A 15,527-nucleotide genomic window follows, 5' to 3' on the forward strand; every position below is an offset into this window, starting at 1 on the left:
GAACCTTGACCAAACCCGGGGGGGCACCGTGCATCCGCTCGCGACATATATAGTTGACCGACATATAAAGTTGAGCAGCTCACGGCGGCGAACTCGACGGCATCCCGGCCGCACGGCTCGCCGGGAGGCGCTCTCGCCGTAATGGGCCGCGTTCCGGCGGGCGAAGGGCTCCGGCGGCCGGTGGGTCGGTTCGGTTCGGTTCGGTTCGGTGAGGGAGACGAGGGCGGTGCTACGGGGTTTCGGCGATCTCGAGGCCGAGATCATGGACCGGCTCTGGTCCTGGGGCCGTCCGGCCACAGTGCGCGAGGTGGTCGACGACCTCCAGCAGCAGCGGCCGGTCGCGTACACCACCGTGACCACCGTCGCGGACATCCTGCACACCAAGGGCTGGCTGCGCCGGGGCAAGGTCGGCCGCGCCTGGGTGTACGAGCCGACCTGCAGCCGGGAGGCGTACACCGCCCGGCTGATGCACCAGGCGCTGGAGACCAGCCCCGACCGGGCCGGCGCGCTGCTGCACTTCGTCGACCGGATGAGCGGGGACGAGGCGTCGGCGCTGCTCACCGCCCTCGAACAGGTGAAGTCCCGGGACGCCGAGTGACGCTCGCCCTGCTCGGCCTCCACCTGGCCGTGACCGGCGTGCTGCTGCCCTGCCGGCTGGCCGCCGCCGCCCGGCTCCAGGCCGCCCCGCGCTCGGCGCGGCCCTGTGGCTGGCGCTGATGGCCTCCTTCACCGTCTCCCTGGTGCTCGCCGCGCACCACGCCGTCGAGCCCGCCGCGCACGAGCCGGCCGGACTGATCGGCCCGCTCCCCCACCTCGAACCGACCGGGCCGGTGCTGCCGCACACCCACGACTGGTGGCTGCCGGCCACGGCCGGGGCGCTGCTCGCCGCACTGGTGGCCGCCGTCGGCGCCCGGGCCGGGCGGGCCCGGCGGCGGCACCGGGCGCTGCTGGACGTGGTCGCCGTACGGGTCCGCCGGCTGAGCCGTCCCGGCAGCGACAGGCGGCGTCAACTGTCCTGGTGGCTCGGGTTGTTGCTACTACCGGCGCTGCCGTACCCGCTGGCCTGCGCGCCGCACCCGTAGCTCGGCCGCCAAGTGGAAGAGACGATGCGTCAACTCGGCCGGAAGGTTCGCCGGTAGGCCTGCGGCCCCACGCCGATGGCGGCGTGCAGGTGCTGGCGCAGCGAAACGCCGGTGCCGAGGCCGGAACGCTGGGCGACCAGCGGGACGGGCCAGTCCGTGGTCTCCAGGTAGTGGCGGGCGAGGTCGAGGCGCTGGCGGGTGAGCCACTGGGCGGGGGTGGTGCCGGTCTCCTCGCGGAAGCGGCGGGAGAAGGTGCGCACGCTGGTGTGGGCGTGGGCGGCCAGGTCGGCGAGGGTGAGCGGCTCGGCGAGGCGCTCCAGGGCCCAGGCCTGGGTGGCGGCGGTGCCGGTGGCGGCGGGTTCGGGGACGGGGCGGCGGATGTACTGGGCCTGGCCGCCGTCGCGCCAGGGCGGGACGATGCAGGAGCGGGCCACCTCGTTGGCGACCCGGCTGCCGTGGTCACGGCGCACCAGGTGCAGGCACAGGTCGATGCCGGCGGCGACCCCGGCCGAGGTCAGGACGTCGCCGTCGTCGACGAACAGCACGTCCGGGTCGATCCGGGTGGTGGTGAACATCCGCTGCAGCCGGTCGGCCTCCCGCCAGTGGGTGGTGGCCCGGCGCCGGTCGAGCAGGCCGGCGGCGGCCAGCACGTAGCTCGCGGTGCAGATGCCCACGACCCGGGTGCCGGGGCGGATCGCGGCCAGCGCGGCGCGCAGCGGCTCGGGCAGGGTGCCGTGTTCGCGAACGGCGCCGAGCGACTCCGAGGGCGGGATGACGACGGTGTCGACGTCGGCGAGCAGCCCCGCGTCCCGGGTGACCGCGAGGTCGAAGTCGGCGGCGGTGCGGACCGGTCGGCCGTCCAGGCCGCAGGTGGTGACGGTGTAGAGCGGACTGCCCGTCTCGTCCCGGGCGGCGCCGAAGATCCGGGCCGGGATGCCGAGCTCGAACGGGAAGACGCCGTCCAGGGCGAGTACGCCGACGTGGTGCATGGCCGGATCCTTTCACTCCGTGGCCGTCACGCCGCCACCAGGGACCGCCGCGCACCGGCACGCTGTCCAGGCGCCCGGTCAGCCGGCCGGGCCGACGACCCGAGGAGCCCCCACATGACCGACACCATGCGCGCGATCTCGCAGGACACCGCCGGAGGCCCGGAGGTGCTCCGGCTGGTGGAGACCGCCCGCCCCGAGCCGGGCCGGGGCGAGATCCTGGTCCGGGTGCACGCCGCCGGCGTCAATCCGGCCGACTGGAAGACCCGTTCGCGCGGCACCTTCGCCACCGGCGGCACGCCCCCGTTCACCCTCGGCTGGGACGTCTCGGGCGTGGTCGAGGCCGTCGGCTACGGCGTGACGATCTTCCGCCCCGGCGACGAGGTGTACGGGATGCCGCGCTTCCCGCACCCCGCGGGCGGCTACGCCGAGTACGTCACCGCCCCCGCCCGGCACTTCGCGCCCCGCCCCCGGGGCCTGAGCCACCTGGAGGCGGCCGCCCTGCCGCTCGCCGCCCTCACCGCCTGGCAGGCCCTGGTGGACACCGCCGACCTGCGCCCCGGGCAGCGGGTGCTGGTCCACGCCGCCGCGGGCGGGGTCGGCCACCTCGCCGTCCAGATCGCCAAGGCCCGCGGGGCGTACGTGATTGGCACCGCGAGCAGCGCCAAGCACGAGCTGCTGCGCGGGCTCGGCGCGGACGAACTGGTCGACTACCGCACCCAGGACGTCGCCGAGTCCGTCCGCGACGTCGACCTCGTACTGGACCCGATCGGCGGCGCCAGCTGGTCCCGCTCCCTGCGGTCGCTGCGCCCCGGCGGCACCCTGGTCTCCATCGAGCCGCCGACCGATGCCTTCCCGCTCGCCGAGGCCGCGGCTGCGGGCGTCCGGGCCGTCTTCATGCTGGTCGAGCCGGACCGGCAGGGCCTGCTCGAGGTCTCCCGGCTGGTCGAGTCCGGCCGGCTGCGGGTCCTGGTCGACACCGTGCTGCCGCTGGAGCGGGCCGCCGACGCCCACCGGCTGGGCGAGCAGGGCCGCACCACCGGGAAGATCGTGCTGTCGGTGGCCGGGGCGTAGGCACGGCCAACTCAGCGGCTGACGCCGGAACTTGACTGCCTGCCCGGTGACGAGCGGGGTATTGTGACGCCATGCATCTCACCGGCTTCCCCTTCACCGCCACCGACTGGAGTCACGTCCCCGAGGAGCGCAAGCCGGGCGAGAGCGGCGAGGTGACCAGCCGGGTGCAGCACTTCGGCGGCGTCCGGGTCCGCCGGGTGGACTACAGCCCCGGGTACGTCGCCGACCACTGGTGCCGCAAGGGACACGTGCTGTACGTCCTGGCCGGCGAGCTCGTCACCACCCTCGACGACGGCCGCGTCGTGGTCACCGGCCCGGGCGGCAGCTACCAGGTCGCCGACGACGCCGAGGCCCACCGCTCCAGCGCCCCGAACGGCGCCAGCCTGCTGATCGTCGACTGACAGACGGCCGGCCGGCCGGCGTCGGGCGGCGCCCGTGTAGGGCATGGCGTCGACGGGGAGGACGCGGTGGGCTCCTTCGAGGGGCGTTCGACGATGTCGAGGAGACGTTCGACGACGTCGGGGGATGCCGCCCCGCCCGCCTTCTTCGAAGTAACTTAATAGATGAGTGCCAGGGTTCCGCAATCCCCCTCCCGGCAGCCCCCGTTGACACCCGTCCCGGCTTTTCTCGACGCCCCTCTTGACACTCCACGCCCGACGGAGTGCTAACGGCGCCCCAAATCGAGAACAAGCTCACACGCATCTCCCCTCCTGCGGGTGTGCGAACGGGCGCTAACCTGCGCACATGAAGGTCCCGCCCGAAAGGCTCCCCCTCGCCGCCGAGTTTCCGGCCGCGCACCGTGAGCAGTGGCAGCAGCTCGTCGAGGGCGTGCTGCGCAAGTCCGGTGCCCAGCCCGAGGACGGCGCCGCCGCCGAGCAGGCGCTCACCACCGCGCTCCCGGACGGGCTGCGTGCCCGTCCGCTGTACACCGCCGAGGACACCTCGGCCGAGCCCGGCTACCCCGGCTTCCCGCCGTTCGTCCGCGGCGGCCGGCCGCAGGGCTCCGCCGTCGCCGGGTGGGACGTACGCCAGCGGCACGCCGACCCGGACCGGCAGCGCACCAACGAGGCCGTGCTGGCCGACCTGGAGCACGGCGTCGGCTCGCTCTGGCTGGAGCTGGGCGGGGCGGGCCTGCCGGTCGCCGCCCTGCCCGAGGCGCTCGCCGGGGTGTACCTCGACCTGGCCGCCGTGGCGCTCGACGCGGGAGCCGAATTCACCGAGGCGGCCGAGCAGTTGTTCAAGCTGTACGAGGGGCGCGAGGTCTCCCCCGGCTCCGCCGCCGGCAACCTCGGCGCCGACCCGCTCGGCCTCCAGGCCCGCACCGGCTCCGCCGAGCGCACCGGCGCCCTGCTCGCCGAGGCCACCGCGCTGGCCGCCCGCTGCGCCGCCGAGTACCCGAACGTCAGGGCGCTCACGGTGGACGCCCTGCCGTACCACGAGGCCGGCGCCTCCCCCGCCCAGGAGCTGGGCTGCGCGCTGGCCACCGGCGTCGCCTACCTGCGCGCGCTGACCGCCGCCGGACTGTCGGTGGACGCCGCGCTCGGCCAGCTGGAGTTCCGCTTCGCCGCGGACGCCGACCAGTTCCTCACCATCGCCAAGTTCCGTGCCGCGCGCCGCCTCTGGGCCCGCGTCGCCGAGGTGTCCGGCGCCTCCGCCGAGGCCTCGGCGCAGCGTCAGCACGCCGTCACCTCCCGAGTGATGATGACCGCCCGCGACCCGTGGGTGAACATGCTGCGCACCACCGTGGCCTGCCTGGCCGCCGGGGTCGGCGGCGCCGACGCCGTCACCGTGCTGCCCTTCGACAGCGCGCTCGGCCTGCCCGACGCCTTCGCCCGCCGGATCGCCCGCAACACCCAGTCGATCCTGCTGGAGGAGTCCCACCTGGCCCGGGTGATCGACCCGGCCGGCGGCTCCTGGTACGTCGAGCAGCTGGGCGAGGAGCTGGCGCAGGCCGCCTGGGCCTGGTTCCAGGAGATCGAGCGGGCCGGTGGCCAGCAGGCCGCCCTCACCGGGGGTCTGGTCGGCGAGCGGACCGCCGCGACCTGGGCGGAGCGGTCCGGCAAGCTCGCCAAGCGGCGCGAACCGGTCACCGGCGTCAGCGAGTTCCCGCACCTGGACGAGCAGCCGCTGGTCCGCGAGCCGGCCCCGGCTCCGCTGAGCGGCGGCCTGCCGCGGGTGCGCCGCGCCGAGGCGTACGAAGCGCTGCGGGACCGCTCGGACGCGTTCCTCGCGGAGACCGGCGCCCGTCCGAAGCTGTTCCTGGCCTCGATCGGCACCGCCGCCGCGCACACCGCGCGCACCACCTTCGCGGCCAACCTGTTCCAGGCGGGCGGCATCGCGACTTCGTCGGTCGAGTCCGTCGACCCGGCCGCGTTCGCGTCGGCCTTCGCCGAGTCCGGTGCCACCGTCGCCTGCCTGTGCTCCAGCGACGCCCTGTACGGCGAGCACGCCGCAGCGGTCGCGGGCGCCCTGAAGGCGGCCGGCGCCCAGCGGGTGCTGCTGGCCGGGCGGCTCGGCGAAGTGCCCGCCGGAGTGGACGAGTTCATCTACGCGGGCGGGGACGCCATCGCCGTCCTGACCTCCCTGCTGGACCAGATCGGAGTGGCTCGATGATCCCCGACTTCACCGGAATCGGGCTGGACGGCGGCGCCGACGGGAACACCGGCGGGGTTTCCGATGCCCAGTGGCAGGCCGCCTGGCGCCGGTCCACCGGCACGAACTTCGACGAGCAGGTCTGGGACACCCCCGAGGGCATCGGCGTCAAGCCGCTGTACACCGCGGCCGACCTGGCCGGCCTGGACTTCCTGGACACGTACCCCGGCATCGCCCCCTACCTGCGCGGGCCGTACCCGACCATGTACGTCAACCAGCCGTGGACCGTCCGCCAGTACGCGGGCTTCTCCACCGCCGAGGAGTCCAACGCCTTCTACCGCCGCAACCTGGCCGCCGGCCAGAAGGGCCTCTCGGTCGCCTTCGACCTGCCCACCCACCGCGGCTACGACAGCGACCACCCGCGCGTCACCGGCGACGTCGGCATGGCGGGCGTCGCCATCGACTCGATCTACGACATGCGCCAGCTGTTCGACGGCATCCCGCTGGACAAGATGTCGGTGTCGATGACGATGAACGGCGCGGTGCTGCCCGTGCTGGCGCTGTACATCGTCGCGGCCGAGGAGCAGGGCGTACCGCCCGAGAAGCTCGCGGGGACCATCCAGAACGACATCCTCAAGGAGTTCATGGTCCGCAACACCTACATCTACCCGCCGCAGCCGTCGATGCGGATCATCTCGGACATCTTCGCGTACACCTCGCAGAAGATGCCCCGGTACAACTCGATCTCCATCTCCGGCTACCACATCCAGGAGGCCGGAGCCACGGCCGACCTGGAGCTGGCCTACACCCTGGCCGACGGGGTGGAGTACCTGCGCGCGGGCCTGGACGTGGGCCTGGACGTGGACGCCTTCGCGCCGCGGCTGTCGTTCTTCTGGGCGATCGGCATGAACTTCTTCATGGAGGTCGCCAAGCTGCGCGCGGCCCGGCTGCTGTGGGCCAAGCTGGTCAAGCAGTTCGACCCGAAGAACGCCAAGTCCCTTTCGCTGCGCACCCATTCGCAGACCTCGGGGTGGTCGCTGACCGCCCAGGACGTGTTCAACAACGTCACCCGGACGTGCGTCGAGGCGATGGCCGCCACCCAGGGCCACACCCAGTCGCTGCACACCAACGCCCTCGACGAGGCGCTGGCCCTGCCCACCGACTTCTCCGCCCGCATCGCCCGCAACACCCAGCTGCTGCTGCAACAGGAGTCGGGCACCTGCCGGGTGATCGACCCGTGGGGCGGCTCGGCGTACGTCGAGAAGCTGACCCACGACCTGGCGTCCAGGGCCTGGCAGCACATCCAGGAGGTCGAGGCGGCCGGCGGCATGGCCAAGGCGATCGACGCGGGCATCCCCAAGATGCGCGTCGAGGAGGCCGCCGCCCGCACCCAGGCCCGCATCGACTCCGGCCGCCAGCCGGTGATCGGCGTCAACAAGTACCGGGTCGAGAGCGACGAGCAGATCGACGTCCTCAAGGTCGACAACTCCGCGGTGCGGGCCCGGCAGATCGAGAAGCTGCGCCGGCTGCGCGCGGAGCGCGACGAGGCCGTCTGCCAGGACGCCCTGCGCGCGCTGACGGCGGCCGCCGAGGCCGGCCCGCAGCGCGGCGGCTCGCTGGACGGCAACCTGCTGCACCTGGCCGTCAACGCGGCCCGGGCGAAGGCGACGGTGGGCGAGATCTCGGACGCCCTGGAGAAGGTGTACGGCCGCCACGCCGGCCAGATCCGTACCATCTCCGGTGTGTACCGAGACGAAGCGGGCCCGTCGGCTCCCCTCCAGCGCACCCGTGACCTGGTCGAGCGGTTCGAGCAGGCCGAGGGTCGGCGCCCGCGCATCCTGGTCGCCAAGATGGGCCAGGACGGCCACGACCGCGGCCAGAAGGTGATCGCCACCGCGTTCGCGGACCTCGGCTTCACGGTCGACGTCGGCCCGCTGTTCCAGACCCCGGCCGAGGTCGCCCGCCAGGCCGTCGAGGCGGACGTCCACATCGTGGGTGTCTCGTCGCTGGCCGCCGGTCACCTGACCCTGGTGCCCGCGCTGCGCGCCGAGTTGGCGGAGGCGGGGCGCGAGGACATCACCATCGTGGTGGGTGGGGTCATCCCGCCGCAGGACTTCGACGCGCTGTACGAGGCGGGCGCGGCGGCCGTGTTCGGCCCGGGCACGGTGATCCCGGACGCGGCGTACGACCTGCTGACGGCGCTGGCGGCCGATCTCGGCCACGAGCTGTGATTGCCTGATCGTATGCCTCCGCGGACGATCGACCTCGACAGCTACGTGACGGGTGTCCTGGACGGCTCGCGCGCCTGGATCGCGCGCGCCGTCACCCTCGTCGAGTCCACCCGGCCCGACCACCGCGCGCTCGCGCAGCAGTTGCTCCAGCGGCTGCTGCCGCACGCGGGCGGGGCGGTCCGGGTGGGCATCACCGGGGTGCCCGGTGTCGGCAAATCGACCTTCATCGACTCCTTCGGGACGATGCTGACCGGGCTCGGCCACCGGGTCGCGGTGCTCGCCGTCGACCCGACGTCCAGCCGGACGGGCGGGTCCATCCTCGGCGACAAGACCCGGATGGAGCGGCTGGCCGTCGATCCTGCCGCCTTCGTCCGGCCGTCGCCGACCTCGGGGACGCTGGGCGGGGTCGCCAAGGCCACCCGGGAGTCGATGGTGGTCATGGAGGCGGCGGGGTACGACGTCGTTCTCATCGAGACGGTGGGCGTCGGGCAGTCCGAGACGGCGGTGGCGGGGATGGTGGACACCTTCCTGCTGCTCAGCCTGGCGCGGACGGGCGACCAGCTCCAGGGCATCAAGAAGGGCGTGCTGGAGCTGGCGGACGTCATCGCCGTCAACAAGGCGGACGGGCCGCACGAGCGGGACGCGAAGGCGGCGGCCCGTGAACTCGCGGGCGCGCTGCGGCTGTTGCAGGCACCGGACGCAGCGTGGACGCCGCCCGTGCTCACGTGCAGTGGGCTCGACGGGGCCGGGCTGGACGTACTGTGGGAGCGGCTGCAGCAGCACCGCAAGGTGCTCGACGCGACGGGTGCGCTGGCGGCCAAGCGGCGGGAGCAGCAGGTCGAGTGGACGTGGGCGATGGTCCACGACCAGCTGTATGCGCGGCTGCACGAGCACCCGGAAGTGCGGCGGCTCGCCCCGGAGCTGGAGGCCGGGGTCCGCGCGGGTAGCCTCCCAGCGGGTCTGGCCGCACAGCAGATCCTGGACAGCTTCTTCGGTACGTCCTGACGGGAGCAGCGAAGACCCTGGAAACTCTCCAGCGGTCACACCCGGCGGCGAACCCCGCCACCACCGCCGCCGAGAACAGCACCCACCACGCGAGGCGAACGACGGTTCCCACTACGCCACCTCGCGCAGAACGCGGAGGCCATGCGCCGTGCCCCACCCATGCGTGGGGCACGGCGCTTCGACGTTCTCCAGGCATTCGAACCACACCACCTTGCCCACCTCGGTCGAGCGCCACGGACGATCTCATGCATCGCGGCGGCGTCCTCGACCCGGGTCTCGGCCTCCGGCTTCGACCCGGACGCCTCGTCCACTCTCGCGCCCTTGTACGTGAGCAGGGTGCGGGTGTCGTCCGGGCCGTGCACGGTGCGGATCCGCAGCTCGCGGTCGGCGTCCATCAGGCTGCCGTCGGCCGTGTCGTAGTACGTGTCGCGGTAGACCTCGGCGCGGCCGGGACCGTGCTGCTCGTCCAACCGCTTGAGCACGCCTTCCGGATCGCGCACGACCGCCTTGAGTTCCGCTTCGATCGCCATCCTGCTCCCTCGGTCAGAAGACACGCTCGGCGCCGTCCATCGTGACATCGAACTGCCGGCACCAGCCCCGGTTCAAGGGGAAGGGGATCCTGGCCCTTGCGGTAGCCACCCGGCGGCGCGGTTCCCCGTCGGATCCGGTAGAGAGGTGGTCGTCAGTCGAGCGGGAGGACGGGAGGACGGGGCGGCATGGACGTGTACGAGGCCGTGGACAGCCGGCGGGCGGTGCGGGCGTTCAGCGGGGAGCCGGTGTCGCGGGAGGTGCTCGAGCGGGTGCTGGGTGCGGCGCAGCGGGCTCCGTCGAGTGGGAACCTGCAGCCGTGGCACGTGTACGTCGTGAGCGGCGAGCCGTTGGCGGAGTTGAAGAGGCTCGCGACGGCCCGCGCGCTCGCTGGGGATCCGGGTGATGAGCGGGAGTATCCGATGTACCCGGCCGAGTTGGTTCCGCCGTATCTGGACCGGTTTTCCGCCGCGGCCGCCCAGCGCTACCGGGCCCTGGGGATCGAGCGGGACGATCTCGACCGGCCGAGGAAGATCGCCGCGTTGAACTCGGAGGCGTTCGGGGCGCCGGTCGTCCTGTTCTGCTATCTCGACCGGACGATGGGGCCCGGGCAGTGGGCGGACGCGGGGATGTATCTCCAGACAATCATGCTGCTGCTGCGGGCGGAAGGGCTGCACAGCTGCCCCCAGGTGATGTGGACGATGTACCGGGAGACCGTCAGCGCAGCGGTCGGAGCCGATGACGGACGGGTGCTGGTCTGCGGTGTCGCGGTGGGGTTCGAACGGGAGGGCGTGCCGCCGGTTCGTACCGGGCGGGCGGAACTGGCGGAGACGGTGAGCTTCGTCGGCGGGTGACCGGGAGGAGGTCGGCGGACCTTGGGGTTGGCCGGTGGCAGACGACCAGCAGGAACCACCCGCCGGCCGGGAGCAGTGGCGGCGGGTACGGCGCTTCCTCAACGATCACCGCTCCGAGCTGACCGGCCGGCTCCTGGCCGAGAACCCCTCCGACCACCCGCTCCCGGGCGTACCGCTCCTGGCCCGCCCGCACTGGGTTGCGGAGCGGCCGGTGCCGCTCGAGCGGGTCCGGCTGCGGTGGCGGCCGGACGCACCGGCCGCGCACCTGGACGGGCGTGAGCCGGAGCTCGACCACGTCCGGCCGCGGCGGACCTCGCGCGCCGTCCGCCCCGGCCTCAACGGCGGCGCAGCGGTGCGGGGTTCAGTGGGTCGCGCCCTCGGGGATGCGGAGGTCGGTGGTGTGGGTGGCGGCGGCGGTGAGGAGGGCGCGGAGGGCGTGGGCGGCGGAGGCGGCGGGGAGGGAGGGCTTCGAGCCGTCGAGGACTTGCTCGGGGAGGGCGGGTATGTGGACGAAGCCGCCGCGAATGGTGGGGTGTTCGGTGGCGAGCAGATGCATCAGGGCGTAGAAGACGTGGTTGCAGACGAACGTTCCGGCGCTGTTCGAAACGGAGGCGGGCACGCCTGCCTCCCTGACGGCGGCCACGCATTCCTTGACGGGCAGGGTCGAGAAGTAGGCCGCGGGGCCGTCGGGCACGATGGGCCGGTCGACCGGTTGCTGGCCCGCATTGTCGAAGGTGCGAGCGTCGTCGATGTTGATGGCGACGCGTTCGACGCAGATGTCCGATCGACCGGACCACAGGCCGAGGCAGACCACCAGGTCCGGCGTGAACTCCCGTACGGCGGTCTGCAGTTCCTCGGCGGCTCGGTCGAAAACGCAGCTCAGCCGGGCGGCAGTGACCAGGAGTCCCTCGGGCGGGTTGGCGGCGACCAGGCGGGCGACCTCCCAGGAGGGGTTGACGTCGGCGCCGTCGAAGGGTTCGAAGCCGGTGAGCAGGACCCTGGTCATGGGGTGGCCTTTCTGCAACAGGAGCGGGTCAGAACGCGAAGAGTGACATGATGGCGATGTTGCAGACCAACAGGGCGCCCGCTGTGGGGAGTTGGGCCTTGATCGGCCCGTACTGGTCCTTGAGTTCGAGCAGCGCGGCCGGGACGAGGTTGAAGTTGGCGGCCATCGGGGTGACCAGGGTGCCGCAGAAGCCGGCCAGCATGCCCACGGCGAGGACCACGCCGGGGTTGCCGTGCAGCTGGGTGATCAGGATCGGCCAGCCGATCGCGGCGGTCATGACCGGGAAAGCAGCGAAGGCGTTGCCCATGATGATGGTGAACAGGGCCATGCCCAGGCAGTAGACCGCCACCGCCGCGTACTTGCTGCCGTCCGGCAGGAAGTGGGTGGTGATCTTGCCGACCTGGGTGCCGACGCCGGCGCTCTGGAAGATCGAGCCCAGGACGGCGAGGAGTTGGGGCAGCAGCAGCGCCCAGCCCATGGCCTCCAGCAGTCCGCGGCCGGAGCGCAGGGCGACGGCCGGGTTGCGCTCGCGGGTGAGCAGCATTGCCAGGCCCAGGGCGACGAGCGTGCCGATGCCGAGCCCGAGTAGCGTCTCGCTGCCGGTCTGCAGCAGCAGTGGACCACCGCCGCCCAGGTGGACGCCCTTGAGCAGGGTGCCGCAGGCCAGCGCGACCAGCGGGAGGGCGAGCGCGGGGATGAACAGTCGATTGCCCAGGCGGGCGGCGGAGACGGCCCGCTGTTCGGGGGCGGCGGCCGTGGGGGTGCCGCGACCGGTGAAGCCGAAGCCGGCCAGGCAGATCATCGCCAGGACGGCGACGCCGAGCGGTGCGGCGGGGGCGCTCTTGTCGGCGACCCAGGTGCCGTAGACGAAGCTCGCGCCGAGCAGGCCCCAGAAGGCGGCGCTGCCGTAACGCCTGGGGTTGCCGCGGTCCACCGCCATCTGGGCGGCCATCGCGAGGAAGACGGCTCCGACCAGCCAGTACAGCCACTCGACCTTGATCACTTGCTCGTCTCCTCGATGCGGTCGGCGGTGGTCGGCTGGTCTGCGGTGGCCGCCTGGCCCGGCCCGGTGGCGGGCAGGTCGCGGGCGAGGGTGTGGTCCAGGCGCAGCAGGCGCGCGCCGTGGATGAGGGTGGCGCAGACCGCGGTGGGGATGGCCCACAGGGCGAGCTGCACCGGCTCCAGGGCGGCGTGGTAGGTCGCGTTGACGAAACCGGTGATCAGGAGGATCGAGCCGACGGCGAGGAAGCAGTCCTCGCCGAAGAACAGGCCGACGTTGTCGGCGCTCGCGGCGAAGGAGCGCAGGCGTTCGCGGGCCTTGTCGGTCAGGGTGCCGTGGCGGCGTTCGGCGGCGGCCTCGGCCATCGGTACGACCATCGGACGTACGGCCGGGGCCGGCCCGCCGAGGCCGGTGAGGCCGAAGGCGGCGGTGAGTTGGCGGAGCACCAGGTAGACCGCGAGCACGCGTCCGGCGCTGGCCCTGGCGAGCTTGTTCATCAGGGTGCGGGCCTGTTCCTGCAGGCCGTGGCGTTCCAGCAGGCCGATCACCGGCAGGGTGACGGCGAAGACGGTCACCGAGCGGCTGGAGGCGAAGCCGGTGCCGAAGGCGTCCAGGACCTTCAGCGGGCTCATCCCGCCCAGCAGTCCGGTGAGGACGCCGGCGGCGCCGACGACGAGGAGCGGATTTCGCCGGGTGGCGAACCCGGCCACCACGACGAGGATGCCGACGAGCACGATCATGTTCCTGACCGCCTTTCAGAGGGCCTGCGCCCCGAGGATGGCCGTCCGCGGCACCACGGTCTGCGGCACCACGGACGGAGGAGGTCACGGCTGGGTGGGCCGCGACCCTGCGGGGGTTGCCGCGAGGCTAGGGGATTGTGGAACAATCCGACAAGAGTTCAGGAGGTGGAACGTGACCGGGGTTTTCGACGCGCTCGCGGCCGACCGGGGCCGGCTCGAACGTGCCAGCGCCGCCCAACGGGTGGCCGAGGTGCTGCGCGACCACATCACCGAGGGCCTGCTCGCCCCCGGCACCCGACTGTCGGAGGAAGCGCTCGGCGAGGCGCTCACTGTCTCGCGCAACACGCTCCGCGAGGCGTTCCGGCTGCTGGCCGACGAGCGGCTGGTCGTGCACGAGCTGAATCGCGGCGTGTTCGTCCGGATCCTCGAACCGGCCGACGTCGCCGACATCTACACCCTGCGCCTCGCCCTGGAGACGGCCGGTGTGCGCTCCCTGCGCTGCGCGGCGCCCGAGCGCCTGGCCGCGGTGCGGGCCGCGCTGAACCGCGCGGAGGCCGCCGAGGCGATCGGCGACTGGGTCACCGTCGGCACCGCCGACCTGCACTTCCACCAGGCCGTCGCGGGGATCGCCGGCAGCGAGCGGATCGACGAGTGCATGGCCCGCCTGGTGGCCGAGCTGCGCCTGGCCTTCGCCGCCGTCCCGTCGGCGCGCGGGCTGCACGCGCCGTTCCTGCGCCGCAACCAGACGCTCACCGGGCTGCTGGAGTCGGGCGAGATCGACGACGCCGAGGTGGAGCTGACCAGCTACCTGAACGACGCTCGCGCGGTGATCGTCCGGGCGATGGCCGGGAGCGCGATGGCGCACAGCGTCATGACCGACGGCTCGATGGCGGGGGACGCAACGGCGGGGAGCGCGATGACGGACGGCGCGAGATGACACCGGCCGAGCGCCCTCCCGTCACGGTCGTCGACCTCAACGCCGACCTCGGCGAGGGCTTCGGCCGCTGGACGCTCACCGACGACGACGCCCTGCTGTCGGTGGTCACCAGCGCCAACGTCGCCTGCGGCTTCCACGCCGGGGACCCGACCACCATGCGGCGGGTGTGCGAGCTGGCCGCCGAGCGGGGCGTGCGGATCGGCGCGCAGGTCTCCTACCGGGACCTCGCCGGGTTCGGGCGCCGGGCGATGGACGTTCCGCCCGACCAGCTCGCCGACGAAGTCGCTTACCAGATCGGGGCGTTGCAGGTGTTCGCGCGGGCGGCCGGAGCGCGGGTGGCGTACGTCAAACCGCACGGCGCGCTGTACAACCGGACGGTGCACGACGAGGAACAGGCGGAGGCGGTGGTCGGCGGCGTCCGGCTGGCCGCACCGGGTCTTCCCGTCCTCGGACTGCCCGGTTCCCGGCTGCACGAGGCCGCCGGACGGGCCGGACTGCCGGTGGTCGCCGAGGCGTTCGCCGACCGCGCCTACACCCCGCACGGCACGCTCGTGCCCCGTCGTGAACCCGACGCGGTCGTCCACGACCCCGACGCCGTCGTCGACCGCTCGGTCGCCATCGCCCGGGACGGCGAGGTCACGGCGCACACCGGCGACCGGATCCGGCTGCGGGCCCGTTCGCTGTGCGTGCACGGCGACACCCCCGGGGCGGCGGACCTTGCCCGCCGGGTCCGAACTGCCCTGTGGACGGCCGGAGTCCGGGTCGAGGCGTTCGCATGAGCGCCGAGCGGAGCGGCAGACGGACGGGAGCGAACACGGCAAACACGGTGAACACGGTGAACGCGGCGAACGGGGTGAACATCCGGGTCCTGCGGGTCGGCCTGGACGCGCTCCTGGTCGAGCTCGACGACGCCGACGAGACGATGGCCTTCCACGCCGAACTCCAGCGCCGACGCGCGGCGTCCCAACTCCCGCCCGTCACCGAGGTCGTGCCCGCCGAACGGACCGTCCTGCTCGACGGGGTGGCCGACCCCGAGGCCCTGGCCGCCGAGTTGGCCGACTGGCACGTACCGCCGCTGCGGGCGACCAGCGACGAGACCGTGACCATCCCGGTGCGCTACGACGGCGCCGACGTCGCGGAGGTCGCCGCGCTGTGGGGCGTCGCCGAGGAGGAGGTCGCGCGCATCCACTCCGCGACCGAGTTCCGCGTCGCCTTCAGCGGCTTCGCCCCCGGCTTCGGCTACCTGACCGGCCTGCCCGAGCGCTACCGGGTGCCCCGGCGGGCCGTCCCGCGCCCCGCCGTCCCGACCGGGGCGATCGCCCTCGCCGGCCGTTACACCGGCGCCTACCCGCGCTCCTCACCGGGCGGCTGGCAGCTGATCGGACACACCGACGCCGTGCTGTGGGACCCGTCCCGCGAACGCGCCGCACTGTTCAGCCCGGGGACCCGGGTCCGGTTCGTGATCGAGGAAGCCTGACCGAGGATTCGCATT

17 protein-coding genes are annotated in these 15,527 nt (G+C 73.1%); 12 read left to right on the forward strand and 5 right to left on the reverse strand.

Annotated features, from left to right (window positions below; genetic code table 11):
• The first annotated feature begins 226 nt into the window (after nt 1-226).
• Genes ACWCYO_RS17295 through ACWCYO_RS17305 form a run of 3 tightly spaced genes read left to right on the forward strand, consistent with a single transcriptional unit; the run spans nt 227 to nt 1,082 of the window.
• Nucleotides 227-598 carry a BlaI/MecI/CopY family transcriptional regulator gene (locus ACWCYO_RS17295; RefSeq protein WP_449784652.1) on the forward strand — a complete coding sequence of 124 codons (372 nt, stop codon included), beginning with the start codon at nt 227-229 and terminating at the stop codon, nt 596-598.
• Entirely contained in the window at nt 595-717 is a 123-nt protein-coding gene (locus ACWCYO_RS17300) for a hypothetical protein (RefSeq protein ID WP_270148720.1), read from the forward strand. The genes ACWCYO_RS17295 and ACWCYO_RS17300 overlap by 4 nt, the downstream gene beginning before the upstream one ends.
• The gene (locus tag ACWCYO_RS17305; RefSeq protein WP_449784653.1) at nt 717-1,082 is read left to right on the forward strand and encodes a hypothetical protein; all 366 of its coding nucleotides are present in this window, start codon (nt 717-719) and stop codon (nt 1,080-1,082) included. Before ACWCYO_RS17300 ends, ACWCYO_RS17305 begins: the two co-directional genes overlap by 1 nt.
• A 29-nt stretch (nt 1,083-1,111) precedes the next feature.
• Here ACWCYO_RS17305 and ACWCYO_RS17310 read toward each other — a convergent pair whose 3' ends face one another.
• Nucleotides 1,112-2,071: a GlxA family transcriptional regulator gene (locus tag ACWCYO_RS17310; protein WP_449784654.1), complete on the reverse strand. Its 960-nt coding sequence runs from the start codon at nt 2,069-2,071 to the stop codon at nt 1,112-1,114.
• A gap of 114 nt (nt 2,072-2,185) precedes the next feature.
• Between ACWCYO_RS17310 and ACWCYO_RS17315 the strand changes: the two genes are divergently transcribed.
• From ACWCYO_RS17315 to meaB, 5 genes are all read left to right on the forward strand, one after another.
• Nucleotides 2,186-3,142 carry an NADP-dependent oxidoreductase gene (locus ACWCYO_RS17315; protein ID WP_270148716.1) on the forward strand — a complete coding sequence of 319 codons (957 nt, stop codon included), beginning with the start codon at nt 2,186-2,188 and terminating at the stop codon, nt 3,140-3,142.
• 71 nt (nt 3,143-3,213) lie between these two features.
• Entirely contained in the window at nt 3,214-3,543 is a 330-nt protein-coding gene (locus ACWCYO_RS17320; RefSeq protein WP_270148715.1) for a DHCW motif cupin fold protein, read from the forward strand.
• A 343-nt stretch (nt 3,544-3,886) separates the two neighbouring features.
• Nucleotides 3,887-5,755: a methylmalonyl-CoA mutase subunit beta gene (locus ACWCYO_RS17325; protein ID WP_449784655.1), complete on the forward strand. Its 1,869-nt coding sequence runs from the start codon at nt 3,887-3,889 to the stop codon at nt 5,753-5,755.
• A complete protein-coding gene (gene scpA, locus ACWCYO_RS17330; RefSeq protein WP_449784656.1) occupies nt 5,752-7,965 on the forward strand; it encodes a methylmalonyl-CoA mutase in 2,214 nt (737 codons plus the stop codon). Before ACWCYO_RS17325 ends, scpA begins: the two co-directional genes overlap by 4 nt.
• 12 nt (nt 7,966-7,977) lie before the next feature.
• Nucleotides 7,978-8,970 carry a methylmalonyl Co-A mutase-associated GTPase MeaB gene (gene meaB / locus ACWCYO_RS17335; RefSeq protein WP_270148710.1) on the forward strand — a complete coding sequence of 331 codons (993 nt, stop codon included), beginning with the start codon at nt 7,978-7,980 and terminating at the stop codon, nt 8,968-8,970.
• A gap of 35 nt (nt 8,971-9,005) precedes the next feature.
• Here the strand turns inward: meaB and ACWCYO_RS17340 are convergent, their stop codons facing one another.
• Nucleotides 9,006-9,500, reverse strand: coding sequence for a class IV adenylate cyclase (locus tag ACWCYO_RS17340; protein WP_449784657.1), 495 nt, complete (start codon nt 9,498-9,500; stop codon nt 9,006-9,008).
• Between the two features lie 186 nt (nt 9,501-9,686).
• Here ACWCYO_RS17340 and ACWCYO_RS17345 point away from each other — a divergent pair, with 186 nt between their 5' ends.
• Complete coding sequence (locus ACWCYO_RS17345; RefSeq protein WP_449784658.1) at nt 9,687-10,352, forward strand: nitroreductase; 666 nt, start codon at nt 9,687-9,689, stop codon at nt 10,350-10,352.
• Nucleotides 10,353-10,713: 361 nt separating this feature from the next.
• Here ACWCYO_RS17345 and pcp read toward each other — a convergent pair whose 3' ends face one another.
• The 3 genes from pcp to ACWCYO_RS17360 are packed head-to-tail and all read right to left on the reverse strand — an operon-like array spanning nt 10,714 to nt 13,098.
• Nucleotides 10,714-11,358, reverse strand: coding sequence for a pyroglutamyl-peptidase I (gene pcp / locus ACWCYO_RS17350; protein ID WP_449784659.1), 645 nt, complete (start codon nt 11,356-11,358; stop codon nt 10,714-10,716).
• Nucleotides 11,359-11,386: 28 nt separating this feature from the next.
• On the reverse strand, nt 11,387-12,361 hold the full coding sequence (locus ACWCYO_RS17355) for a DUF979 domain-containing protein (protein WP_449784660.1): 975 nt from the start codon (nt 12,359-12,361) through the stop codon (nt 11,387-11,389).
• Entirely contained in the window at nt 12,358-13,098 is a 741-nt protein-coding gene (locus ACWCYO_RS17360) for a DUF969 domain-containing protein (RefSeq protein ID WP_270148692.1), read from the reverse strand. The genes ACWCYO_RS17355 and ACWCYO_RS17360 overlap by 4 nt, the downstream gene beginning before the upstream one ends.
• A 172-nt stretch (nt 13,099-13,270) precedes the next feature.
• Between ACWCYO_RS17360 and ACWCYO_RS17365 the strand changes: the two genes are divergently transcribed.
• The 3 genes from ACWCYO_RS17365 (at nt 13,271) to ACWCYO_RS17375 (ending at nt 15,512) form a co-directional block, all read left to right on the forward strand.
• Nucleotides 13,271-14,035, forward strand: a complete 765-nt coding sequence (locus tag ACWCYO_RS17365) for a GntR family transcriptional regulator (protein ID WP_449784661.1) — start codon at nt 13,271-13,273, stop codon at nt 14,033-14,035.
• A complete protein-coding gene (locus ACWCYO_RS17370) occupies nt 14,032-14,814 on the forward strand; it encodes a LamB/YcsF family protein (protein WP_270148689.1) in 783 nt (260 codons plus the stop codon). Before ACWCYO_RS17365 ends, ACWCYO_RS17370 begins: the two co-directional genes overlap by 4 nt.
• 80 nt (nt 14,815-14,894) lie before the next feature.
• Complete coding sequence (locus ACWCYO_RS17375) at nt 14,895-15,512, forward strand: 5-oxoprolinase subunit B family protein (protein ID WP_270151373.1); 618 nt, start codon at nt 14,895-14,897, stop codon at nt 15,510-15,512.
• The last annotated feature ends 15 nt before the right edge of the window (nt 15,513-15,527 follow it).

It is taken from the genome of Kitasatospora sp. NPDC001683, from assembly GCF_053596495.1.